Source organism: Geodermatophilus sp. URMC 61, from assembly GCF_052931555.1.
The window spans coordinates 3,802,122-3,824,564 of sequence record NZ_JBRFHZ010000002.1 but is presented as its reverse complement, the minus strand read 5'-3'; the positions used below and the strand labels follow the sequence as shown (position 1 = coordinate 3,824,564).

The window sequence follows — 22,443 nt, the reverse complement described above, 5'->3', positions numbered from 1 at the left end:
CGTGGCAGGAACGCGCTCGGGCATCGCCTACCGCTCCGGCGGCTCGGGCGACCACCTGCTCCTGCTGCTCCACGGGCTGGGCGCCACCGGCGCGGTGTGGGACCGGCTGCTGCCGCTGGTCGAGGCGTCGTGGCCCGGCCCCTGGGCCGTGCCCGACCTGCGCGGGCACGGCCGGTCGCCCGCCGAGCCGCCGTACGGCTACGCGGTGCACGCCGCGGACGTGGCGGTGCTCGCGGCGGGGTCGGGCGCGGCGCGGGTCACCGTGCTCGGGCACTCGTTCGGCGGCGTCGTCGGCGCGGTGCTCGGCGGCGGCTGGTACGGGGTGGAGGTCGCGCGCGTCGTGGCGGTCGGCGTCAAGATCGACTGGACGGACGACGAGGTGACCCGCGCCCGGTCGCTGGCAGCCCGCCCGTCCCGGGTGTTCGCGACCGCCGCCGAGGCCGCCGACCGGCACCTGCGGCTGGCCGGGCTGACCGGGCTCGTGGCCCCGGACGACCCGGTGGCGCTCGCCGGCGTCCGGGAGGTCGACGGCGGCTGGACGCCGGCGCTCGACCCGCGGGCGTTCGGCGCCGTCGGGCCGTCGGTCGAGGAGGTGCTGCGCCGCTCGGTCGCGCCGCTGCGGCTGGCGGCGGGGGCGTCCGACCGGATGGTGGGCCTCGACGCGATGCGCCGGGTGGACCCGACCGCAGTGCTCGTCGAGGGCGCCGGGCACAACGCCCACTGGGAGGCACCCGAGGCGGTGTGGTCCCTGCTGGACGCCGGGGCCTGACCGTCGCGAGATCTGCACACCGGCGGGCATCAGCGCCGCGAAGGGCACCACTGTGCGGATCTCGCGAGTTGGCTGTGGACAGCGCGAGCGAGGGAGATCGCCGCCGGGTGGACGGTGCTGCGGTTCACGTCCGCCGACGTCCTCGGCCGACCGCAGGACGTGGTCGAGGAGATCCGCCGGGCCCTGGCTCGGTGAGATCTGCACAGTGGCGACCTTCACGGCGCTGATGGCGACCACTGTGCAGATCTCGCAGGGTCGCCACGACGAAGCGCGAGCGAGACCAGCGTCACCCGCGGTCCGGCCGGTGGTCCGCGCCACCCCGGTACCCTCGTCGGCGTGCCTCGGGTGGTCGTCGACGTCGTGCTGAAGCCGGAGATCTCCGACCCCCAGGGTCAGGCGGTGCTGGGAGCGCTGGGCCGGCTCGGCCACGAAGGCGTCCGCAGCGTCCGCCAGGGCAAGCACTTCGTCCTCGAGGTCGAGGGCACCCCCGACCGGGCCGAATTGCAGCAGATCGCCGAGACGCTGCTGGCCAACCCGGTCATCGAGGACGTCGAGCTTCACCTCCCGACCGACTGAGGAGAACCCCCTCCGTGCGCATCGGTGTCATCACCTTCCCGGGCTCCCTGGACGACGTCGACGCCGCCCGCGCGGTGCGCCTGGCCGGTGCCGAGCCCGTCGCCCTCTGGCACGCCGAGCACGACCTGAAGGACGTCGACGCCGTGGTCCTGCCCGGCGGCTTCTCCTACGGCGACTACCTGCGGGCCGGCGCGATCGCCGCTCGGGCGCCCATGATGCAGGACGTCGTCGACCGCGCCCGCCAGGGCATGCCGGTGCTCGGCATCTGCAACGGCTTCCAGGTGCTCTGCGAGGCCGGCCTGCTGCCCGGCGCGCTCACCCGCAACGGCCACCTGCACTTCCGCAACCGCGACCAGGTGCTGCGCATCGAGCGCGCCGACACCGCGTGGACGCAGGACTACGAGCCAGGCCAGCGGATCGTCGTCCCGGTGAAGAACGGTGAGGGCCGATACGTGGCCGCGCCGGCCGACCTCGACCGGATCGAGGGCGAGGGCCGGGTCGCCGTCCGCTACGTCGAGGGAAACCCGAACGGGTCGATGCGGGACATCGCCGGGGTGGCCAGCGCGGACGGCCGCGTCGTCGGGCTGATGCCGCACCCCGAGCACGCCGTGGAGGACCTCACCGGCCCGAGCACCGACGGCCTGGGCTTCTTCACCAGCGTCCTGAAGGCGATGGTGGCCGCGTGACGACGGGCGAGCGAGCATCGCAGGCAGCGCCAGCGACCGAGGAGCGGAACGAGTCCGGAGTCGCGGAAGGGCAAGGCGTGAGCCAGGACAGCGCGACGCAGGGACTCAGCGAGCTCGACACCGGGCCCGGCCCGCTGTCGCACCAGCTCGACACCGTCGAGCTCGCCGGGCGGACGCCGGACCTCGAGCAGCCCTACAGCGAGCTGGGCCTGAAGTCCGACGAGTACGCCCGGATCCGCGACATCCTCGGCCGCCGGCCTACCACCGCCGAGCTGGCCATGTACTCGGTCATGTGGAGCGAGCACTGCTCCTACAAGAGCTCGAAGGTGCACCTGCGCCGCTTCGGCGACCTGCCGCGCAGCGAGGCGCTGCTGGTCGGCATCGGCGAGAACGCCGGCGTGGTGGACGTCGGTGACGGCTACGCGGTGACCTTCAAGGTCGAGTCGCACAACCACCCGAGCTACGTCGAGCCGTACCAGGGCGCGGCCACCGGGGTCGGCGGCATCGTGCGCGACATCCTCACCATGGGCGCCCGCCCGGTCGCCGTCATGGACAGCCTGCGCTTCGGCCCGGCCGACGCCCCCGACACCGCCCGCGTGCTGCCCGGCGTCGTGGCCGGCGTCGGCGGCTACGGCAACTGCCTGGGCCTGCCGAACATCGGCGGCGAGCTGCTCTTCGACGCCTGCTACGCCGGCAACCCGCTGGTCAACGCGCTCTGCGTGGGCGTGATGAAGCACGAGGACGTCCGGCTGGCCAAGGCCGAGGGCATCGGCAACAAGGTGGTGCTGTTCGGCGCCCGCACCGGCGGCGACGGCATCGGCGGGGTGTCGGTGCTGGCGAGCGAGACCTTCGACGAGGAGGGGCCGGCCAAGCGCCCGAGCGTGCAGGTGGGCGACCCGTTCACCGAGAAGCTGCTCATCGAGGCCTGCCTGGAGATCTTCCGCGAGGACCTCGTCACCGGCATCCAGGACCTCGGCGGCGCCGGCCTGTCCTGCGCGACGAGCGAGCTGGCCAGCGCCGGCACCGGCGGCATGCACGTCGACCTCGACGCCGTCCCGCTGCGCGACAGCACCCTGACACCCGCCGAGATCCTCATGAGCGAGTCGCAGGAGCGCATGTGCGCCATCGTCGAGCCGGACGAGGTCGAGGCCTTCCTCGCCGTCTGCCGCAAGTGGGACGTGCTCGCCACCGTCATCGGTGAGGTCACCGACGGCGACCGGCTGACCGTCGACTGGCACGGCGAGCGCATCGTCGACGTCCCGCCGCGGACCGTCGCCCACGAGGGCCCGGTCTACGACCGGCCGATGCAGCGCCCGGGCGACCTCGACGAGCTGCAGGCCGACGACCCGGCCGCGCTGCCCCGCCCGCAGACCCCGGAGGAGCTGGCCGCCCACTGGCTGGCTGTCGTCGCCAGCCCGGACGGCGCGGACAAGACCTGGGTCACCGAGCAGTACGACCGCTACGTGCGCGGCAACACGGTGCTGGCCCAGCCCGACGACGCGGGCGTGCTCCGCATCGACGAGGAGACCCACCGCGGCATCGCGCTGGCCCTCGACGGCAACGGCCGCTACGCCCGCCTCGACCCGTACACCGGTGCGCAGCTCAACCTCGCCGAGGCCTACCGGAACGTGGCGGTGAGCGGCGCCCGCCCGCTGGCGGTCACCAACTGCCTGAACTTCGGCTCCCCGGAGGAGCCCGAGGTGATGTGGCAGTTCGCCGAGGCCGTCCGCGGCCTGGCCGACGCCTGCCGCGACCTGGGCCTGCCGGTCACCGGCGGCAACGTCAGCCTCTACAACCAGACCGGCGACGTGGCGATCAACCCGACGCCGGTCATCGGCGTCCTGGGCGTGCACGAGGACGTCCGGACCCGCGTGCCCACCGGCTGGCGGACGGCGGGGGAGACCGTGCTGCTGCTCGGCGAGACCCGGCCGGAGTTCGGCGGGTCGGCATGGGCGTCCGTCGTCCACGGCCACCTCGGCGGCCGCCCGCCGGCGGTCGACCTCGAGACCGAGCGGTCGCTGGCCGAGCTGCTCGCCGCGCTGGGCCGCGAGGGCCTGATCACCTCCGCGCACGACCTGGCCGACGGCGGCCTGGCGCAGGCGCTGGCCGAGTCGGCGCTGCGGTACGGCACCGGCGCGGCGCTGCGGCTGGGTGACCCCACACCGGCCCTGGACCCGTTCACCGCGTTGTTCAGCGAGTCCACCGCGCGCGTCGTGGTGACCACGACCGACCCGGAGGCCGTGCGCGCCACCGCCGAGTGGGCCGGCGTGGCGGTCACCGAGCTGGGGACGACGGGCGGCGACGTGCTCGTCGTCGAGGGCGTCGCCGAGCTGCCGCTGGTCGAGCTGCGCGCCGCCTGGAGCGCGACGCTGCCGGCCCTGTTCGGCACGCCCGAGGCCACCGTGGGCAGCGTCCCGGCGGGGACCGTCCCGACCAGCTGATGCCGGCCCAGCCGATCCCGGCCGACGAGCTGCGGGCCGCGGTCGACCCGGTGCGGGCCTGGCTGGCGGGGGAGGCCGAGCAGCCCGCGCGGTCCGTGCTGGGGGCCGCGGTCAAGACGACGGCCCGCTGGCTGGCCCAGCAGGTGCCGGGCCGCTCGGTGGAGCTGCGGGTGCCGCCGCACGTCGCCGTCCAACTGGTGCCGGGGCCGCGGCACACGCGCGGGACCCCGCCCAACGTCGTGGAGACCGACGCCGCCACCTGGCTGCGGCTGGCCACGGGGGAACTCACCTGGGACCGGGCGGTCGCCGGCGGGTGGGTCAGCGCCAGCGGCAACCGCGCCGACCTGAGCGCCCACCTCCCGTTGCCCCCCTTGCGGGGCTGACCCCGCATCCCGCCGTGGTCATCGGCGGGTGGCTGCGTGATGCGCCGACAGCGGCGGCCGGGCGCCGATGACCACGGCCGGGACGACACCGCGCCCCGGCCGCTACGAGAGCGACCGGGGCGCGGTGTGGGTGGGTGGTGCGGGGCTCAGCCGCCGAACAGGGCGCTGGCGGCCTTGACCGTCTGGTAGAGCCCGTAGGCGAGCGGCACGCCCACCAGGGTCCAGGCGAAGGCGATCAGCCCCGCCGGGGTGTGGACGGGCTTCCGGTCGTCGGTGACGGGGTGGCTCATCGGACGGCGCTCCGTTCGGTGTCGGCACGGGCAGTGGCGGGGGAGGTGGCCTTCGGCTCGTGCCACTTGCCGGCCACCGGGCGGACCAGCAGGTTGGCGATGAAGCCGATGACCAGCAGACCGACCATGATGAACAGCGCCGGGCGGTAGTTGGCCGCGACCAGCTGGCCGGGGGTGCCCTGGGTGTCCAGGACGCCGTTGATGATCAGCGGCCCGGCGACACCGGCGGCCGACCAGGCGGTCAGCAGCCGGCCGTGGATGGCGCCGACCTGGTAGGTGCCGAAGAGGTCACGCAGGTAGGCCGGGACCGTGGCGAACCCACCGCCGTAGAACGAGATGATCACCGCGGCGAGCAGCACGAACAGCCAGGTGGCGGTGCTGCCGATGGTCGCCAGCCCGATGTAGAGGACGGCGCCGACGCCCAGGTAGACCATGTAGATCGGCTTGCGGCCGATGAAGTCCGAGGTCGATGACCACACGAACCGGCCGCCCATGTTGAACAGCGACAGCAGGCCGACGAAACCGGCGGCCGTGGCCGCGGCGACGGTCGAGGTCTCCCCGTTGCGGAAGAAGTCCTGGATCATCGGCGCAGCCTGCTCGAGGATGCCGATGCCCGCGGTGACGTTGCAGAAGAGCACCGTCCACAGCAGCCAGAACTGCGGGGTCTTGATGGCGTTGTTGGCCGAGACGCTCTCGGTGGTGACCAGGGCCTTCTTCTTGACCGAGGACGGGTCGAAGCCGTCGGGCCGCCAGTCGTCGGCCGGCACCCGGATGATGAAGGCGCCGAACATCATGAAGACGAGGTAGACCGCGGCCAGCGTGAAGAACAGCGCCGCGACGGCCTCCCCGTTGGGCACGGTGCCGGCGGTGCCGTCGTACGCGGGGTCGTAGTAGTTCATCAGCTGGCGGGACAGCGGCGAGGCGATGAGCGCGCCACCACCGAAGCCCATGATCGCCATGCCGGTCGCCAGACCGGGACGGTCCGGGAACCACTTGATCAGCGTGGAGACCGGGGAGATGTAGCCGATGCCCAGGCCGATGCCGCCGAGGACGCCGTAGCCGAGGTAGAGCAGCCACAGCTGGCCGGTCTCGATGCCCAGGCCGCCGACCAGGAAGCCGGAGACCCAGAAGACGGCGGAGGTGAACATCGCCGCCCGGGGACCGTTGCGGTCCACCCAGGTGCCGAACAGGGCGGCGGAGACGCCGAGCATGACGATGGCGATCGAGAAGATGATGCCGATCGCGGTCAGGCTCGTGTCGAAGTGCTCGACGAGCGCGGTCTTGTAGACGCTCGTCGCGTAGGCCTGGCCGATGCACAGGTGCACAGCGAGCGCCGCCGGCGGGATCAACCAGCGGTTGAAGCCGGGACGGGCCACGATGCGATCTCGGGCCAGGAAACTGGGTACTGCCACGGGACGGACCTCCGGAGGACATCGGTCGGGGGATCCCCCGCCGGAAAAGGTCTGTGCCACACGTCACGGACCAGCGGGAACGCTACGTCTCCCCTGCACGTACCGCGAAACGGAGCGGTCGGTCCCGGTCAGTTGCAACCAGATCGTTGCGCAGTCAACCAGCTCCCGGACGACCCAACCGCCCCCCGGAGCGGGCATAGGCTCCCGCCATGGCCTACGAGGTGAAGGGCGTCGTCGCCCGCAGCAAGGGAGCCCCCGTCACGGTGGAGACGGTGATCGTCCCCGACCCCGGCCCCGGCGAGGCCGTGGTCGACGTCCAGGCCTGCGGGGTGTGCCACACCGACCTGCACTACCGCGAGGGCGGCATCAACGACGAGTTCCCGTTCCTGCTCGGCCACGAGGCCGCCGGCACCGTGGCCGCGGTCGGCGCGGGGGTCACCAACGTCGCGGTCGGGGACTACGTGATCCTCAACTGGCGGGCGGTGTGCGGGCAGTGCCGGGCGTGTGCCAGGGGGGAGCTGCAGTACTGCTTCGCCACGCACAACGCCGCGCAGAAGATGACCCTGGCCGACGGCACCGAGCTGAGCCCGGCGCTGGGCATCGGCGCGTTCGTGGAGAAGACGCTGGTGCACTCCGGGCAGTGCACCAAGGTCGATCCGGCCGCGCCGGCCACCGCCGCCGGGCTGCTGGGCTGCGGGGTGATGGCCGGGGTGGGCGCGGCGATCAACACCGGCGGGGTGCGCCGTGGCGAGTCGGTGGCGGTGTTCGGCTGCGGCGGGGTGGGCGACGCCGCGATCGCCGGGGCGACGCTGGCCGGGGCGACCACGATCATCGCCGTGGACATCGACGACCGGAAGCTGCAGTGGGCCCGCCGGTTCGGCGCCACCCACACCGTCAACTCCCGCGAGACCGACGCGGTGGCGGCGATCAAGGGCGCCACGCACGGCTTCGGGGTGGACGTGGCGATCGACGCGGTGGGGCATCCGGCGGTGTTCGAGCAGGCCTTCTACGCCCGTGACCTGGCCGGGCGGGTGGTGCTGGTGGGCGTCCCGACCCCCGACATGCAGATCACGCTGCCGCTGCTCGAGGTCTTCGGCCGGGGCGGGGCGATCAAGTCCTCCTGGTACGGCGACTGCCTGCCCTCCCGGGACTTCCCGATGCTGGTCGACCTGTACCGGCAGGGCCGCTTCCCGCTGGACGACTTCGTCAGCGAGACCATCGGCATCGAGGACGTCGAGGAGGCCTTCGAGAAGATGCACCACGGCGACGTCCTGCGTTCGGTCGTGGTCTTCAAGTGACGGCGCGGGTCGACAAGGCCGTCGTCTCCGGCGTCTTCAGCCTCGACGGGCAGGACTTCGACGTCGACAACAACGTCTGGCTGGTCGGCGACGACGACGAGGTGCTCGTCATCGACGCCCCGCACGACGCGGCCCCGATCCTCGAGGCCATCGGCGGGCGTCGGGTGACCGCCATCGTGCTGACCCACGGGCACAACGACCACATCACCGCCGCCGTGGCGCTGCGCGAGGCCACCGGGGCGCCGATCTGGTTCAACCCCGCCGACCGGATGCTGTGGGACGTCGTCCACCCCGACACCGCCCCCGACCACGACCTGGTCGAGGGCACCCGCTTCACCGTCGCCGGGACGACGCTGACGGCGCTGCACACCCCCGGCCACTCGCCGGGCAGCACCTGCCTGCACGCCCCAGACCTGGCCACCGTCTTCACCGGCGACACGCTGTTCCACGGCGGACCCGGCGCGACGGGGCGCTCCTACAGCGACAAGCCCACGATCCTGAACTCCATCCGGTCGCGGCTGCTCAGCCTGCACGGCGACACCGTCGTCAAGACCGGCCACGGCGACGACACGACCATCTCGGCCGAGATCTCGAACGTGCGCTGACGGAGGACCCCCTCCTCCCGACCCCTCCCGAGCTCCGGGCGGTTCCCTGGAGGGGCCGCAGTTCCGGCTGGGCGGGGTGGCCAGGGCCACCCCGCCCAGCCGGAACCCGTCGGCCTCCGCCGGTACCCTCGATGAGTGCCTCGCGGTGACGGACGGCTGACGCACGACCTCGACCCCCATTCCCCCGGACCCCAGGACGCGTGTGGCGTCTTCGGCGTCTGGGCGCCGGGGGAGGAGGTCGCCAAGCTGACCTACTTCGGTCTCTACGCCCTGCAGCACCGTGGCCAGGAGGCGGCGGGCATCGCCGTCTCCGACGGCGCCTCGGTCGTCGTCTACAAGGACCTGGGGCTGGTCAGCCAGGTCTTCGACGAGGCGACCCTGGGCAGCCTGCGCGGCCACCTCGCCGTCGGGCACACCCGCTACTCGACGACGGGCGCCTCCACGTGGGAGAACGCCCAGCCGACCTTCCGGACGACGGACTCCGGCACCGGGCTGGCGCTGTGTCACAACGGGAACCTGGTCAACACCGCCGAGCTGGCCAGCCGGGCCGCCGACGCCGGTGTGCCGGGCGCCTTCACCTCCACGACCGACTCCGACCTGGTCACCGCGCTGATCGCCGCCCGCCAGGACCTCTCGGTCGAGGCCGCCGCGATGGAGGTGCTGCGCCAGCTGCGCGGCGCCTTCAGCTTCACCTTCATGGACGAGAACACCCTCTACGCCGCCCGTGACCCGCAGGGTGTGCGGCCGCTGGTGCTCGGCCGGCTGGAGCGCGGCTGGGTGGTCGCCAGCGAGACGGCGGCCCTGGACATCGTGGGTGCCTCGATCGTCCGGGAGATCGAGCCGGGCGAGCTGATCGCCATCGACGAGAACGGCCTGCGCAGCCAGCACTTCGCGCACAGCGAGCCGAAGGGCTGCGTCTTCGAGTACGTCTACCTGGCACGGCCGGACACGACGATCGGCGGTCGCGGGGTGCACGCCGCCCGCGTCGAGATCGGCCGCCGGCTGGCCAAGGAACACCCCGCCGACGCCGACCTGGTCATCCCCGTGCCGGAGTCGGGCACCCCGGCCGCGGTCGGCTACGCCGAGGCCTCGGGCATCCCCTACGGCATCGGCCTGGTGAAGAACTCCTACGTCGGGCGGACCTTCATCCAGCCCAGCCAGACCATCCGGCAGCTGGGCATCCGGCTCAAGCTCAACCCGCTGCGCGACGTCATCCGCGGCAAGCGGCTGGTCGTCGTCGACGACTCGATCGTGCGCGGCAACACCCAGCGGGCGCTGATCCGGATGCTGCGCGAGGCCGGTGCGGTCGAGGTGCACGTGCGGATCTCCTCGCCGCCGGTGAAGTGGCCGTGCTTCTACGGCATCGACTTTGCCAGCCGGGCGGAGCTGATCGCCAACGGTCTCGACGTCGACGGCGTGCGGGCCTCGATCAACGCCGACTCGCTGGGCTACGTCTCGGAGCAGGGGCTCATCGCGGCCACCGAGCAGCCGGTGAACCGGCTGTGCACCGCCTGCTTCACCGGGGAGTACCCGATCCCGCTGGCGGAGAGCGAGCTGCTCGGCAAGCACCTGCTCGAGGGGATCGAGCGGCGCGCCGTCACCGGCTGGACCGGCCAGCAGGCCGGCAGCGCCACCGTGCCGGGCGGTGCGGACGACGCGCTGACCCGCCCGTGACGCAGCCCCGCCCCCGCGGAGGTGACGCCCGAGCGGGCATCGCAGGGAGCGCCGGCGACCGAGGAGCGGAACGAGGGCGCAACCGAGCAGTGAGCGACGAGTTCACCTACGCCGCCTCCGGCGTCGACATCGACGCCGGCGAGCGGGCCGTCACCCTCATGCGGACGGCGGTGGAGGGCACCAACCGCCCGGAGGTCGTCGGCGGCCTGGGCGGCTTCGCCGGGCTGTTCGCGCTGGACACGGCGAGGTACCGCAAGCCGCTGCTGGCCTCCTCGACCGACGGCGTCGGCACGAAGATCGCTCTCGCGCGGCAGCTGGACCGGCACGACACCGTCGGCATCGACCTGGTCGCGATGGTCGTCGACGACCTGGTCGCCTGCGGCGCCGAGCCGCTCTTCCTGCAGGACTACGTCGCCTGCGGGCGGGTCGTGCCGGAGCGGATCGCCGCGATCGTCACCGGCATCGCGACCGGCTGCCGGCTGGCCGGGGCCGCGCTGGTCGGTGGGGAGACCGCCGAGCACGGTGACCTGATGGCCCCCGACGACTACGACCTGGCCGCCACCGCCGTGGGGGTCGTGGAGGCCGACGCGGTGCTGGGGCCGGAACGGGTCCGGGACGGCGACGCGGTCGTCGCGATGGGGTCGTCCGGCTTCCACTCCAACGGCTACTCGCTGGTGCGCCGGGTGGTCGCCGCCGCCGGGCTCGACCTGGCCGCCACGCCCGCCGGGCTGGACCGCCCGCTGGGCGAGGTGCTGCTCGAGCCCACCCGCATCTACGCGCTGGACTGTCTGGCGCTGCTGCAGCGCTTCGGCGTCGAGGGCGTGCACGCCTACGCGCACGTCACCGGCGGCGGACTGGCCGGCAACACCGCCCGGGTGGTCCCGGACGGGCTGGAGGCCGTGCTGGACCGCGGCACCTGGGCCCTGCCGGCCGCGGTCTGGCTGCTGGAGGAGCACGGCGTGCCGCGGGCGGAGTCCGAGCGGGCGTTCAACTGCGGCATCGGCATGGTCGCCGCGGTCGCGTCGGACGTCGCCGACGACGTGGTCGCCGCGTTGGCCGAGCGCGGGGTGCCCGCGTGGGTCGCCGGCACCGTCGGTGCCCGGACGGGCGACACCGGCGCGCACCTGGTCGGCAGCTACCGCTGAGAGAGGACCCCTCCTCACGCCTCGGAGGAGGACCCCCTGCCCCCCACCACTCGCAGGCTCGCGGCGGGACCCTGCAGGGGGCCGGCCAGCCTCTGGACGGGGCCCGACGGGCGACGGCGTGCGACGACACCGCAGCTCCCCGGAGGGAGCAGCGGTGTCGTCGGGTCAGCCCGCGCCGGTCAGGCGGAGGTCAACGACTGGCGGCCCAGTCGTCGTCCGTGTCGTCGTCCGCCGCCCAGCGGTCGGTGTACTCGTCGTCATCGTCGTCGTCCGTGCTCGCCCGGGACGGGGTGTACGGAGACGGTGACCCGGCCAGCTCCCGCTGAAGAGCGGAGAGGTCGGTGTTCGGTGAGCTGTACTTGAGCTCACGGGCCACGCGTGTCTGCTTGGCCTTCGCTCGGCCGCGCCCCATCGGCTCGACCCCCTCGTTACGGAGTACGGGAGCCCAGCTCCGGGCTGGACGGCCCGCGTGGCGACCCCGACTGAGTGTCTCTGTCTCGACCGAGCTTACGACACGGATCGACGACCGGCACGGGTCTCCCCCCGGCTGTCCCCCGACCGGGGCCTCCCGCCGGGTCCACCCCGCGCCGCACGACGGTGGGTGTCACGGGATCACCGTCTCCGGCTCCTGGTCGGTGCCGGCTCGGGGCGCGGGGACGGCCGTGCCGGACGCCGTCAGACCGAGCTGGTCCGCGAGGTCCATCCGGTCGTAGTAGAAGCGGTGCGACACGGCCCTGCCGTCCCGGACCGTGATGACGTCGCACTCCCGCAGCCGGAGGGACCTGCCGGTGGGCGGCAGGTCGCCCTCCGGGGAGCTGAGCGTCCCGGTGTGGGTGCCCACGAGCAGGCCCTCGTCCAACGCGCTGTCGGCGTTCTCGAAGGTGGCCCTGGCCTCCCACGACAGGTCGGGGAAGGCCTGGCGGAATGAGATCAGGTACTCGACGATCGCGTCCCCGCCGTCGAGTCGGTCCGCGTCAGGTGCCTCGCCGACGGCGTCGTCCGCGTACTCCCGCCGGAGGGCGTCGCGGTCTCCCGCCAGGATGGCCTCGGTGATGCGGTCCATGGTCTCGCGCGCCTGCCCCATGACGACCTCCTCGACCGTTCGTCCGACACCACAGCGTCGGGCCCTCCCGCCCCCGGGGACGAGAGGCGAACGGCCCCGTGGCCCTCAGCGCAGGAGGCGGATCGTGGCCAGCCGGCCGACCGACGCCATGCGCTCCTCGGCGAGGCGGTCGGCGGCCACGGCGGGGGAGACGCCGTCCGCGTCGGCCGTCCGGAACACCCGCAGCGCGACGTCGAAGATGCCCGCGCGGGCCTCGGCGCGGCGAAGGAGAACCCGTGCACTTGGTCCTCCACCGGCTGAACATGCACAGCGAGTTCCGGGCGCCGGTCGAGCTGCTAGGTCATGTCGGTGTAGGGGCGCTCACGGTGGTGACCGCCTCCGCTGCGTCGGACAGCGGGCCTGTTCCGGGAAGCCCCGTGGTCATCGACTGGGCCTCTATGTCTAGTGCCGCCGGAGTTCTACGTTGAGGGCTGCGGTGGGCGTGGGAGTCAGGCTGAGGCGAAGAGCGGGAGAGGGACTGGAAGTCCTGCCACGCAGCCGGCTGAGGCCGTAGAGCCGTGTCCCATGTGCCGGCCTCACGTCCACCGCCCGTCAGGCCGCGACGGGGATCGGAATGGGCGCGTCGGCCACCTGGTCGGCGCGCAGGGTCCGGTAGACGACGTCGGAGAGCCGGCGCTTGAGGCAGCGCAGCGCCTCGCGGCTGGTCTTGCCCTCGGCGCGTTTGCGCTCGTAGTAGACGCGGCCCTCGGTGTCGGCACGGATCTCGGTGATCGCGATCGTGTAGAGCGCCCGATTGAGCTGCCGGTTGCCGCCACGGTTGAGCCGATGCCGCACGGTCCGCCCGGAGGAGGCCGGAATCGGCGCGGAGCCATTCGCGGCGGCGAAGGTGTGCCGGGTCGGATAGCGACCGACGTCGACGACCTCGGCCAGGATCCGCGCGGCGACGAACACGCCGACGCCATAGATGCCGGTCAGGGTCGTGCCAGACTGCTCCACCAACTCGGCGATCTGGGCGCGCAGGCCGGCCAGCTCGGCGTTGATCTCTACCATCCGCTGCAGCCGCCTGCGGGTCACCGCCGCCCGGATGCTGGAGTCGTTCTGCAGTAGCGCCAGCGCCGCCTGCAGATGCGCCGGCTGGGTGAGCCGCGGCAGCCGGCGCTGATAGCCCGGGTGCAGCCAGCCCAGGTCGGCGTGGATCCGGTTGGCCAGGGCGGTGCGCTCGTCGATGAGCTGCTCGCGGAAGTCCATCAGCACCCGCAGGTCGGCCGGCAGCCCGTCCATCGGGCGCACCGGCGGCAGGAACGTCTCGCGGGCGGTGATCCGGGCGATGGCGACCGCGTCGACCGGATCGGTCTTGCCCTGCCCCGGTCGGGACTGCCGCTCCCGGGAGGTCATCAGCGGCGGCACCTCCACCACGGTTACGCCGGTCTCGACCAGGTGCATCGCGGCGGCCCAGCCGAAGTTGGCCGAGCCCTCGATGCCGACCCGCACGACCGCGTGCTCGGCAACCAGGTCAGCCAGGACGGTGAACCCGGCCGGTTCGTTGGCCACCTGCCGGACGGTGACCACCCGCCCGGCGGCGTCGATCACCGCGACCGCGAGCGTGTCCTTGTGGCTGTCGATTCCTGCGAACACTCGAGCCTCCGCTCCCGATGTCGACCGCGGCCGGGCAGAGCGCGAGCACCTCAAGGGACCACGAGCCGCGTCCCCACGCCTCTATCGAGCGTCAGCTGCCCGGACTGGAACCGCCGCCGGGAGGCACCCACTCAACAGAGCCTCAGCCCGAGAGCCGGGCAGCAAAAGGTAGAGCCTTCCCGACGGCGGCGCGGACCCCGTCGATACCGGGGCGAGGCCCATCCAACCTGAGGTGCTAGAGGTGTCGCGCCAGGATTCGACCGAGCGGTTCGCGGGCGAGACGGCCCCACTGGCCGCTGTTTAACCGGCGGAACCTCGGCCGCCGGAGGGAACGGCGCCTGCCCCGGTGACCTACCTCGCACAGTAGTCCCAGGCACCCCGGTTCACACCACTCCACCGCCGCCCGGACGCCGAAGGGGGACCCGGACGGGCCTCGGGTCAGCATGTTGGCGTTCGCCGGGATTCCCTCGACCTGTGCCGGCAGCGTCGAAGGCGGGCTTCGCTCGCCGTGCCGGATCAGCGGTCGAGGGGGCCTTTGAGCAGGGAGGAGACGCGCTGGCGGGTGACGCCGAACAGCCGGGCGATCACGTCCATGGTCAGACCCTCATTGTGCAGGGCACGGGCCTCGGCGCGCCGCCAGCGGCTCCCGGCGTCGGCGAGCTGGGACAGGGTGTCGCTGATCAACTCCACGATCAACGGGCGCGGCTCGGCCGGCACGATCTCCCGGTAGGAGGCGCCGACTGCTCGCTGATCCCGGATGAAGGCCGCGCGCTCGAGGATCTGCTCGCCATTGGTGATCATCTGGCGCGCGGTGGCGCACACCTCCTCCAGCGCCGTCATCGCCGGATCCTCCGAGGAGTCTGGCCGCCGCACTGTGTCTCCTATCGATGCGAGGCGACGCCGCTGCTCGGTGCTCGCGGCCGGTGCTCGGTGCTTGGTGCTTGGTGCTTGGTGCTCGGTGCTCGGTGCTCGGTGCTCGGTGCCAGGTGCTCGGTGCCAGGTTACCTCGCGCGCAAGCCCCGTTGCAGCAAAGACCATTGCCGCAACAGCCAGTGCCGCAAGACCTATTGCGATCCGGAGGGTCGCGTGTCACCGTCGGCTCATCGCCAGTGGAAGCGGGGGCCTCGGAGGTGTCCCATGGTCCATATCGCCCAGGTCATGTGCGATGTCGCCGCCCAGCTGCGCACCGAGCGGCATCCGCCGGTGCAGACGACGCTGGAGGCGATCACCGTCGCCGCCGTGGACGCCGTGCCCGCCGCCGAGGACGCCGGCATCAGCTTCGTGGGCGACCGCTCCCAGATCCAGGCCCGAGCGCCCACCGGGGAGCGACCCAGGGCCCTGGACACGCTGCAGGACCAGCTCGGCGAGGGCCCGTGCTACTCGGCGATCCGCGAGCACGAGACGGTGCACGCCCCGGACGTGGCCACTGAGGACCGCTGGCCCCGCTTCGCCGCCGTCGCCAGCGAGCGTGGAGTGGGCAGCATGCTCACCGTGCGGCTTCACCACACCGCGGATTCGACGCTCGGCGCGCTGAATCTCTACGCCAGCACACCGCACGCCTTCGACGCCGACTCCGAGGCCATCGCGCGGATCTTCGCCGTTCACGCCGCGGTTGCGTTGGCTGCCGCCGAACGCGAAGAGCACCTGGAGGCGGCGCTGCGCAGCCGCGACCGGATCGGTCAGGCCAAGGGCATCCTCATGGAGCGGTACAAGCTCACGCCCGAGCAGGCCTTCGCCGTCCTCGCCAGCATCTCCACGGGCACCAACCGCAAGCTCAGGGACATCGCCGACGAGATCGCCACCACCGGCGCCATCTCCGCAGATCCCCGAGACCACCGCCGGAGCGGGCAGCGTCCTGACACCGCACTCACCGCCCTCGACCGGCCCCCACAGTCACGCCGGTGACCGCCGAGTCCGGGACTGGAGATCGCTGCCGTCCGGCCTGACCTCGATGGCGCTTGGGTCAACTGTCCCCAGTGGGTCAGAGTCCTGTGACGTGGCCCTGAGGGTCAGCGTCACCACGCTGTTCTCCGGTCGAAGGCGACCGCGAGTGGAGCGGCGTGAGCGCCCGCGGGATGTCTGTGCCGAGGCGCCCGCTCACCAGTCACGCGACAGTCGGATGACCCGGAGCCGGCCGACGTCGGCCATCCGCTCCTCGGCCATCCGGTCGGCGGCCACCGCAGGGGAGACGCCTTGCTCCTCGGGTACCTGAAGCACCCGCAGGGTGGTGTCGAAGATGCGCTCCGTCTTCTCCTTGGCGCGCTCGAAGCTGAGGCCGGGCTTGCCACTCAGGGGCAGTACCCCAGACAAGCCGTGCGGGTCCAGTTCGGCCGGCGCAGGTGGACACCTGTCGGTCGTACGCGGACACCTCGGGTTCGCCTCGCACATCCACGTCACGAGGGCCCGGTCACGTCAGGAGAGGCGAGCGCAGCCGTCAGTCCCATGTGGTCGTCACGGATCACGGGGGCACGGAACCGGGAGGTGCGGGTCGTGGTCACCCTCCCCCGTGGTGCCGGCCCCGGTGACCCCGGCGTCGTCATCCGGTGCGTCGCCCGTCCCCCCTGTTGTCGGGAACGCCCTCAGCCATCCGCCTCCTTCCCTGTCAGCGCCCCTTCCCCGGCCCCGTCCGACGGTTCCTCTCCCACACATCGAGATCGGCCGTCCAGCGAGTTCGGGGTCGGCACACCGCCAACGGCGGGTTGCCGGTGGCACCCTCGGTTGCACGTCCCGCCGTCCGGCGGGGTCCTGCGCTGGGTCGGGGAGCGGAGGTGCGGGGGCGTGTTCTCGCTGGGGCGGTGCGGAGGACCGGGCAGCAGCGGGAGTGGGGGTTGTTCCCCGCAGAACGCGCGCGGGGCTCGGTGACGAGGGCGGCGGTGATGTGGGGTCGTGTGACTGCGTCGGTGGCGGCGGTGTTCGTGGGGGCGGCGGCGATGACTCCTGCCCCGGATGGGGCCGCGGTGCGGGCCGTGCCGGTGGACGTGCACTGGATCGTGGAGTGCGACCAGGTGGGCACGGCGCACATCGACCCGATCCTGGATCCGGGCGGGTCGTGGCCTCATCTGCACACGTTCGGGGGGAACCCGGCGGTGCACGCGTCGTCGACGGCCGGCCAGTTGTTCGCCGAGGGCTCGGGGTGCAAGGACTCGGCGGACCGGTCGGCGTACTGGCAGCCGACGTTGGTGGATGAGGCCGGTCAGCCGGTGGTGCCGGTGTCGTTCCGCGCTTACTACCGGGCGGGTGAGGTGGACCCGCAGCTGATCGAGCCGGCGCCGTTCGGTCTGCGTCTGCTGGCGGGGGATCCGATGGCGACGTCGCGGCAACCGCTGGACATCGACTACCTGTGCTTGGGGACGTCGGATGGGGTGGTGGACTCCGTCCACGACACCGCGGTGGACTGTGGGCCGGGGGAGTTCCTGCGGTCGGACGTCGAGTTCCCGCAGTGCTGGGACGGGGTGAACCTGTGGCTGGAGAGGGTGGCGCACATGGCGTATCCGCGGGGCGGTGAGTGCCCGGCGTCGCATCCGGTGGCGATTCCGCAGCTGTCTCTGGAGTCCTCGTACGCGGAGGGGTCGACGTACGAGGGGATGGGGTTCGAGGGCGGGCTGTCGCCGTACGGGCTGCACGCGGACGCGATCCTGGCGTGGGACCCGGGGGAGATGACGACGTTGGTGGAGGGGTGTCTGAACGCGAGTCGGGTGTGCGGGGACGTGACCGATGAGGTGCGGCCGTTCTCGGGCGGGGATGCACGGGGGACGTTGCCGCTGCCGACGGTGCCCGACGTGCCGGCGGCCGGGTCGGCATCGCACGGGCACGGGTAGCACGCGACCACCTGGCCCGCGGTCGGGACAGGTGGCCAGCGCTCATGGTCGGGGCCTCGACCGGCACCAGAGCCCTGTCCGGTGGTCATGCACCGGACGGGCCGCTCTCGTCGGGGGCCGCTTTCGCCCCGCGCGGGCAACAGGATCATCGACTCGGGCAGCCGGTGGAGCCGCTTCACCAGCCGCGCCGGAGCCGCAGGGTCGCCAGGCGGCCGACGCTCGCCATGCGTTCCTCGGCCATCCGGTCGGCCATCACGGCGGGGGACACCTGAGCCTCCTCGGCGGCCCGGAGCACGCGCAGGGTGGTGTCGAAGATTGTTTCGGCCTTGGCCTTGGCCCGGTCGAACGAGAACCCGGCGTGGGCCCCGGGGATCAGTGGCAGTCTCCCTGGCAAACCGTGCCGCTCGTCCTCGACCTGGATCACGCCGCCGGCGTTCACCAGGTAGTCCGGGGCGTAGAGGATCCCGCGGCGCATGAGCTCGGCGGCGATCCCCTCGTGCGCCAGCTGGTTGTTGGCCCCACCGCAGACGATCTCGGCCTCGAGCACCGCGACGGTCTCGTCGTCCAGGGCGCGGCCGAGCGCGCAGGGGGCGTAGACGTCGGTCGGCGTCCGCACCAGGGTCGCGGTGTCGGCCACGGCGTCGACGGCGGGGTGGCGGGCCAGCACCCGCTCGACCGCCCCCGCGTCGACGTCGGTGACGACGACGTCGGCGCCGTCCTCCACCAGCCGGTCGACCAGCCAGCTGCCGACCTTGCCGACGCCGGCCACCCCGACGGTGCGCCCGGCCAGTGACGGTTTGCCCCAGCGGTGCTGGGCGGCCGCCCGCATCCCCTGGAACACGCCGTAGGCGGTCAGCACCGAGGAGTCCCCGCAGCCGCCGTAGGCCACCGACCGGCCGTGCGCGAAACGGGTCTCCCGGGCGACGACGTCGAGGTCGGCGTTGTAGGTGCCGACGTCGCACGCGGTGAGGTAGCGCCCGCCCAGGGACTCGACGAACCGGCCGTAGGCGCGCAGCAGCGCCTCGGTCTTGTCGGTGTGCGGGTCGCCGATGATGACGGCCTTGCCGCCGCCGAGGTCCAGGCCGGCCAGGCTGTTCTTGTACGACATCGCCCGCGACAGCGCGAGGGCGTCGGCGACGGCGGCGTCCTCGCTGGCGTACGGGTAGAAGCGGGTCCCGCCGAGCGCCGGCCCGAGCGCGGTCGAGTGGATAGCGATCACCGCCCGCAGCCCGGAGGCCGGGTCGGAGCAGAAGACGACCTGTTCGTGACCGGAGCCAAGTACGTCCACGGCAGCGAGCCTAGGACGGCGCGGCTCGCCCGACCGGGTGCCCGGCACGGGCGACCGCGGCCGCGGCGCGGGTGTGGCCTTCGTCACCTCCGACCCGCACCCCGCCCACTCGGGTGGAACCGCTCGCCCCTCCTCGGCCCCGGTCACGACCTCGGCGGATCACTGAACGACGAGGTCAGCACGGCGGGGGCGACCCGGCCGACGGCCGGCGGTGCCGAGCTCGAGGAGGTCACGCCCCCCGGCTCGAGCGGCCGCGGGGACCAGAAAGGTCGCGCCCAGCCCTCAAGCTCACCCGTCCGGGTGACGAGAACAGATGTGACAGGAGTGGGGCGGGTGTCCCGTGGGCCCGGTGTGACGGCCGTGCCGCGTGGTGACTTCCGGGACCGGCGTGACGCTGTCACGCTGCGGCCGCCCCCCGACGCACCCCACTTCCCCAGGGAGCGACATGCCGCAGAGCCGTCCTCGCCGGCGCACGTCCGGGACCGCCGCGGCCCCGGCGCACCGCTCGCCCGCCGGGATCGTGCGCAGCCTGCTGGTCGGCGTGGTGGCCGGCACGGTCGTGCTGACCGGGGCCACCCCCGCCGGCGCCGCCCCCACGCCGCCGCCGCCCAACCCCACCGACGAGCAGATCGGGCAGGCGCAGTCGGCGCAGGACGCGGCCGCCGCCGAGGTCGGCCGGATCGGCGCGCTGGTCGCCCAGGCCCAGTCCCAGCTCGAGGGGTACGCCGTCCAGGCGGAGGCCGCCGGTGCCGCCTACCTCGCTGCCGAGGAGGCGCTCCTGCAGGCGCAGGCCGAGGCCGAGCGCACGGCAGCGGAGCTGCAGGTCGCCGCCGAGGCCGTCGATGCCGCCATGGGCCGCATCGCCGGGTTCTCCCGTGACAGCTACATGAGCGGCAACACCCTCTCCTCCGCCGCGGCCCTGCTGGACGCCGAGGGACCCGCCGACCTGATCGAGCGGGCCGCGATGCTCGACTACGTCTCCGCCAACCACCTCGACGTCCTCGGCCAGCTCGAGGTCGCCCGCGTGCAACAGGCCAACGCCGACTCCGCGGCCCGCGCCGCCCGCGACCGGACGGCCCAGGCCGAGGCCGCCGCGGCCGCCGCGAAGGCCACCGCCGACCAGCAGCTGGCCGCCCAGCGCGCCGCCTACGACGAGATCTCCGCGCAGAAGGCCGCCTACGAGCAGCAACTGCAGGCCGCCGAGGTCGAGCTGCTGCGCCTGCAGGGCGCCCGCGACGCCTTCCAGGCCTGGCAGGAGCAGAAGGCCGCCGAGGAGGCCGCCGCCGCCGCGGCCGCCCGCCGTGCCGAGGAGGAGGCCGCGGCCGCGGCCGCCGCGGCCCGCGATGCCGCCCGCGACCAGGACTCCGGGTCCGGGACCACCACCACAGGCAGCTCGGGCGGTTCCGGCCCCTACGTCAAGCCGACCTCCGGCCGCACCACCAGCTGCTACGGCTGGCGCTGGGGCGCCCTGCACGGCGGCGTGGACATCGCCGCGCCCATCGGGACGCCGATCTACGCGGCCCACTCCGGCGTCGTCGCGCGGGCCGGGACGGCCACCGGCTTCGGCTACGCCGTCTACATCCGCGGCAACGACGGCGCGGTCACCGTGTACGGCCACGTCAACGAGTACTTCGTCCGCGCCGGCGAGCGGGTCGTCGCCGGCGAGCTGATCGCGGAGGTGGGCAACCGCGGCCAGTCCACCGGCCCGCACCTGCACTTCGAGGCGCACCCCTCCGGTGCCATGTACGGCGGTCAGGTCGACCCGGTGCCATGGCTGCGCGGTCGCGGCGTGTCCATCAGCGGCTGCTAGTGGGGCGTCAGCCCGCGGCATAGGAGGCAATACCTACGCATCGAGCGCTCGAGACGAAGGTATTGCCTCCTATGCCTCAGCTCGGGGGCGACGGCGGGGTCAGGCCGCAGTGGGCGACGACGTAGTCGGTGAGCGCCGTCTCCGCCGGGCCGAGCTCCTGGCCGATCTGGGTCGACGCGTCGGCGTAGGCCTGCTGCCCCTCGGGGGTGCCCAGGTCCAGCGTGCCGGCGGTGTCGGAGAGCCGGCGCAACCCGTCGAGCAGGGCGGTCCAGTCGCCGGCGATCTCGGCGGGGGCCTGGACCTGCGACAGCCGGTCGACGGCCTCCGGCAGCCGGCCCGCGACCTCCTCCGGGGTGGCCGCCCCGAGGCTGCCCTGCACCTCGGCGAAGGCGCTGGTCATCTGTCCGCAGAACTCCTCGGCGGCCGGGTCGGGTGCCGCCGTCCCGCCGGCGGGGGCGGACGACGAGGTCGCCGGGGCCGCGGTGCTCGACGCGGCGGCCGGCTCGGCGTCCCCGGACCCGCCACACGCGGTGAGCAGGACGACGGCGGCGCCACCGGCGAGGGCCGAGCGGAGCAGCGGTGCGGGGGAGCGCATGCGCCCGACGGTATCCGCCGGCGGCGCCCGGCTACCGTGCCCGACGTGAGAACCCCGGTCGACCCCCGAACCTCCTGGGACCTCCCCGCCCCGGGGGCGATGCCGCGGACGGCGGACCTCGAGCCGCTGGTCACCCGGGTGCTCGCGCCCAACCCCTCTCCGATGACGCTGGACGGCACCAACACCTACCTGGTCGGTGCCCCGGGCAGGGGGCAGGCCGTGCTGGTCGACCCGGGGCCCGACGACCCGGCGCACCTGGCCGCGGTCGAGGCCGCGCTGGCCGCGCGGGACGCCCGTTGTGTCGCCGTCCTGGTCACCCACCACCACGGCGACCACGCGGAGGCGGCGCTGCCGTGGGGAGCGCGGTTCGGCGCTCGGGTGGCGGCCGCCGACGCCCGCGTCGCCGGGCCCGACGGCCGGGTGCTGGAGCCGGGGGAGCGGCTGGCGCTGGCCGGGACGACGCTCGGCGTCGTCCCCACGCCCGGGCACACCGCCGACCACGTGGCCTTCCGGCTGGAGTCCGGCGCGGTCCTCGTGGGCGACCACGTGCTGGGCCGCGGGACCTCGGTGGTGACCCACCCGGAGGGCGACGTGCTGGCCTACCTGGCCTCGCTGCGCCGGGTGCACGACCTCGGCCCGAGCGCGCTGTACTGCGGGCACGGCCCGGAGCTGACCGAGGACCCCGGCGCGGTCCTCGACTTCTACCTGGCCCACCGGCGGTTCCGGGAGCAGCAGCTGCTCGCGGCGATGGTGCGCGGGGCCGGGACGGTCGACGAGCTGGTGGCCGACGTCTACGCCGAGGTGCCGCGGGAGGTGTGGCCTGCGGCAGCCCAGTCGACCCGCGCGACGCTGGCCAAGCTGGCCGCGGAGGGCCACGTGGTGCTCGACGGCGACCGGGTCGCACTGCCGTGAGCGGTTCCGTGACCAGGCCGCCTCCGCCGGGCGGGAGCGGCCC

General features: G+C 73.5%; 22 protein-coding genes. 13 read left to right on the top strand and 9 right to left on the bottom strand.

Going from position 1 to position 22,443, the window contains the following annotated elements; genetic code table 11:
* The first annotated feature begins 1 nt into the window (after position 1).
* From ACU610_RS17875 to ACU610_RS17855, 5 genes are all read left to right on the top strand, one after another.
* Complete coding sequence (locus ACU610_RS17875) at positions 2-769, top strand: alpha/beta fold hydrolase (protein ID WP_446769037.1); 768 nt, start codon at positions 2-4, stop codon at positions 767-769.
* A 336-nt stretch (positions 770-1,105) separates the two neighbouring features.
* Complete coding sequence (purS, locus tag ACU610_RS17870) at positions 1,106-1,345, top strand: phosphoribosylformylglycinamidine synthase subunit PurS (RefSeq protein ID WP_446769036.1); 240 nt, start codon at positions 1,106-1,108, stop codon at positions 1,343-1,345.
* A gap of 14 nt (positions 1,346-1,359) precedes the next feature.
* Positions 1,360-2,031 (top strand): phosphoribosylformylglycinamidine synthase subunit PurQ, encoded by a 672-nt coding sequence (gene purQ / locus ACU610_RS17865; RefSeq protein WP_446769035.1) that lies wholly within the window; start codon positions 1,360-1,362, stop codon positions 2,029-2,031.
* A gap of 77 nt (positions 2,032-2,108) precedes the next feature.
* Positions 2,109-4,472, top strand: coding sequence for a phosphoribosylformylglycinamidine synthase subunit PurL (gene purL / locus ACU610_RS17860; RefSeq protein ID WP_446769034.1), 2,364 nt, complete (start codon positions 2,109-2,111; stop codon positions 4,470-4,472).
* Entirely contained in the window at positions 4,472-4,855 is a 384-nt protein-coding gene (locus tag ACU610_RS17855) for a sterol carrier family protein (protein WP_446769033.1), read from the top strand. Before purL ends, ACU610_RS17855 begins: the two co-directional genes overlap by 1 nt.
* Before the next feature lie 146 nt (positions 4,856-5,001).
* On the opposite strand, the gene ACU610_RS17850 is transcribed toward ACU610_RS17855, so the two are convergent.
* Both ACU610_RS17850 and ACU610_RS17845 read right to left on the bottom strand, forming a co-directional pair.
* Positions 5,002-5,145 (bottom strand): MFS transporter small subunit, encoded by a 144-nt coding sequence (locus tag ACU610_RS17850; protein WP_446769032.1) that lies wholly within the window; start codon positions 5,143-5,145, stop codon positions 5,002-5,004.
* The gene (locus tag ACU610_RS17845; RefSeq protein WP_446769031.1) at positions 5,142-6,557 is read right to left on the bottom strand and encodes an OFA family MFS transporter; all 1,416 of its coding nucleotides are present in this window, start codon (positions 6,555-6,557) and stop codon (positions 5,142-5,144) included. Before ACU610_RS17845 ends, ACU610_RS17850 begins: the two co-directional genes overlap by 4 nt.
* 209 nt (positions 6,558-6,766) lie before the next feature.
* On the opposite strand from ACU610_RS17845, the gene ACU610_RS17840 reads away from it, so the two are divergent.
* The 4 genes from ACU610_RS17840 to purM all read left to right on the top strand — a co-directional run bounded on the left by ACU610_RS17840 (position 6,767) and on the right by purM (position 11,279).
* Entirely contained in the window at positions 6,767-7,855 is a 1,089-nt protein-coding gene (locus tag ACU610_RS17840; protein WP_446769030.1) for an S-(hydroxymethyl)mycothiol dehydrogenase, read from the top strand.
* On the top strand, positions 7,852-8,460 hold the full coding sequence (locus tag ACU610_RS17835) for an MBL fold metallo-hydrolase (RefSeq protein WP_446769029.1): 609 nt from the start codon (positions 7,852-7,854) through the stop codon (positions 8,458-8,460). Before ACU610_RS17840 ends, ACU610_RS17835 begins: the two co-directional genes overlap by 4 nt.
* Before the next feature lie 135 nt (positions 8,461-8,595).
* Positions 8,596-10,134: an amidophosphoribosyltransferase gene (gene purF, locus ACU610_RS17830; RefSeq protein WP_446769028.1), complete on the top strand. Its 1,539-nt coding sequence runs from the start codon at positions 8,596-8,598 to the stop codon at positions 10,132-10,134.
* Between the two features lie 89 nt (positions 10,135-10,223).
* Positions 10,224-11,279: a phosphoribosylformylglycinamidine cyclo-ligase gene (purM, locus tag ACU610_RS17825; RefSeq protein ID WP_446769027.1), complete on the top strand. Its 1,056-nt coding sequence runs from the start codon at positions 10,224-10,226 to the stop codon at positions 11,277-11,279.
* Positions 11,280-11,469: 190 nt separating this feature from the next.
* On the opposite strand, the gene ACU610_RS17820 is transcribed toward purM, so the two are convergent.
* From ACU610_RS17820 to ACU610_RS17805, 4 genes are all read right to left on the bottom strand, one after another.
* Positions 11,470-11,691 carry a DUF3073 domain-containing protein gene (locus ACU610_RS17820; protein WP_446769026.1) on the bottom strand — a complete coding sequence of 74 codons (222 nt, stop codon included), beginning with the start codon at positions 11,689-11,691 and terminating at the stop codon, positions 11,470-11,472.
* Positions 11,692-11,883: 192 nt separating this feature from the next.
* Entirely contained in the window at positions 11,884-12,363 is a 480-nt protein-coding gene (locus ACU610_RS17815) for an ester cyclase (RefSeq protein WP_446769025.1), read from the bottom strand.
* Positions 12,364-12,933: 570 nt separating this feature from the next.
* Positions 12,934-13,977, bottom strand: a complete 1,044-nt coding sequence (locus ACU610_RS17810) for an IS110 family transposase (RefSeq protein WP_446765803.1) — start codon at positions 13,975-13,977, stop codon at positions 12,934-12,936.
* A 516-nt stretch (positions 13,978-14,493) separates the two neighbouring features.
* Complete coding sequence (locus tag ACU610_RS17805; RefSeq protein WP_446769024.1) at positions 14,494-14,817, bottom strand: hypothetical protein; 324 nt, start codon at positions 14,815-14,817, stop codon at positions 14,494-14,496.
* Positions 14,818-15,114: 297 nt separating this feature from the next.
* Here ACU610_RS17805 and ACU610_RS17800 point away from each other — a divergent pair, with 297 nt between their 5' ends.
* Positions 15,115-15,882: a GAF and ANTAR domain-containing protein gene (locus tag ACU610_RS17800; RefSeq protein WP_446769023.1), complete on the top strand. Its 768-nt coding sequence runs from the start codon at positions 15,115-15,117 to the stop codon at positions 15,880-15,882.
* 192 nt (positions 15,883-16,074) lie between these two features.
* Here the strand turns inward: ACU610_RS17800 and ACU610_RS17795 are convergent, their stop codons facing one another.
* Positions 16,075-16,287 (bottom strand): hypothetical protein, encoded by a 213-nt coding sequence (locus ACU610_RS17795; protein ID WP_446769022.1) that lies wholly within the window; start codon positions 16,285-16,287, stop codon positions 16,075-16,077.
* 578 nt (positions 16,288-16,865) lie between these two features.
* On the opposite strand from ACU610_RS17795, the gene ACU610_RS17790 reads away from it, so the two are divergent.
* On the top strand, positions 16,866-17,795 hold the full coding sequence (locus ACU610_RS17790) for a DUF1996 domain-containing protein (protein WP_446769021.1): 930 nt from the start codon (positions 16,866-16,868) through the stop codon (positions 17,793-17,795).
* A 175-nt stretch (positions 17,796-17,970) separates the two neighbouring features.
* Here the strand turns inward: ACU610_RS17790 and ACU610_RS17785 are convergent, their stop codons facing one another.
* Entirely contained in the window at positions 17,971-19,083 is a 1,113-nt protein-coding gene (locus ACU610_RS17785; protein WP_446769020.1) for a Leu/Phe/Val dehydrogenase, read from the bottom strand.
* Positions 19,084-19,528: 445 nt separating this feature from the next.
* Between ACU610_RS17785 and ACU610_RS17780 the strand changes: the two genes are divergently transcribed.
* Entirely contained in the window at positions 19,529-20,893 is a 1,365-nt protein-coding gene (locus tag ACU610_RS17780) for a M23 family metallopeptidase (RefSeq protein ID WP_446769019.1), read from the top strand.
* Positions 20,894-20,969: 76 nt separating this feature from the next.
* Here ACU610_RS17780 and ACU610_RS17775 read toward each other — a convergent pair whose 3' ends face one another.
* Positions 20,970-21,488, bottom strand: a complete 519-nt coding sequence (locus tag ACU610_RS17775) for a hypothetical protein (protein WP_446769018.1) — start codon at positions 21,486-21,488, stop codon at positions 20,970-20,972.
* Positions 21,489-21,533: 45 nt separating this feature from the next.
* Between ACU610_RS17775 and ACU610_RS17770 the strand changes: the two genes are divergently transcribed.
* Entirely contained in the window at positions 21,534-22,400 is an 867-nt protein-coding gene (locus ACU610_RS17770; RefSeq protein WP_446769017.1) for an MBL fold metallo-hydrolase, read from the top strand.
* Positions 22,401-22,443 lie beyond the last annotated feature (43 nt).

Excerpts from the sequence above, each read along its gene's own strand:
- ACU610_RS17855 (WP_446769033.1), top strand. The coding sequence starts at position 4,472 with ATGCCGGCCCAGCCGATCCCGGCCGACGAGCTGCGGGCCGCGGTCGAC.
- ACU610_RS17850 (WP_446769032.1), bottom strand. The coding sequence starts at position 5,145 with ATGAGCCACCCCGTCACCGACGACCGGAAGCCCGTCCACACCCCGGCG.
- ACU610_RS17840 (WP_446769030.1), top strand. The coding sequence starts at position 6,767 with ATGGCCTACGAGGTGAAGGGCGTCGTCGCCCGCAGCAAGGGAGCCCCC.
- ACU610_RS17820 (WP_446769026.1), bottom strand. The coding sequence starts at position 11,691 with ATGGGGCGCGGCCGAGCGAAGGCCAAGCAGACACGCGTGGCCCGTGAG.
- ACU610_RS17815 (WP_446769025.1), bottom strand. The coding sequence starts at position 12,363 with ATGGGGCAGGCGCGCGAGACCATGGACCGCATCACCGAGGCCATCCTG.
- ACU610_RS17805 (WP_446769024.1), bottom strand. The coding sequence starts at position 14,817 with ATGACGGCGCTGGAGGAGGTGTGCGCCACCGCGCGCCAGATGATCACC.
- ACU610_RS17800 (WP_446769023.1), top strand. The coding sequence starts at position 15,115 with ATGGTCCATATCGCCCAGGTCATGTGCGATGTCGCCGCCCAGCTGCGC.
- ACU610_RS17780 (WP_446769019.1), top strand. The coding sequence starts at position 19,529 with ATGCCGCAGAGCCGTCCTCGCCGGCGCACGTCCGGGACCGCCGCGGCC.
- ACU610_RS17775 (WP_446769018.1), bottom strand. The coding sequence starts at position 21,488 with ATGCGCTCCCCCGCACCGCTGCTCCGCTCGGCCCTCGCCGGTGGCGCC.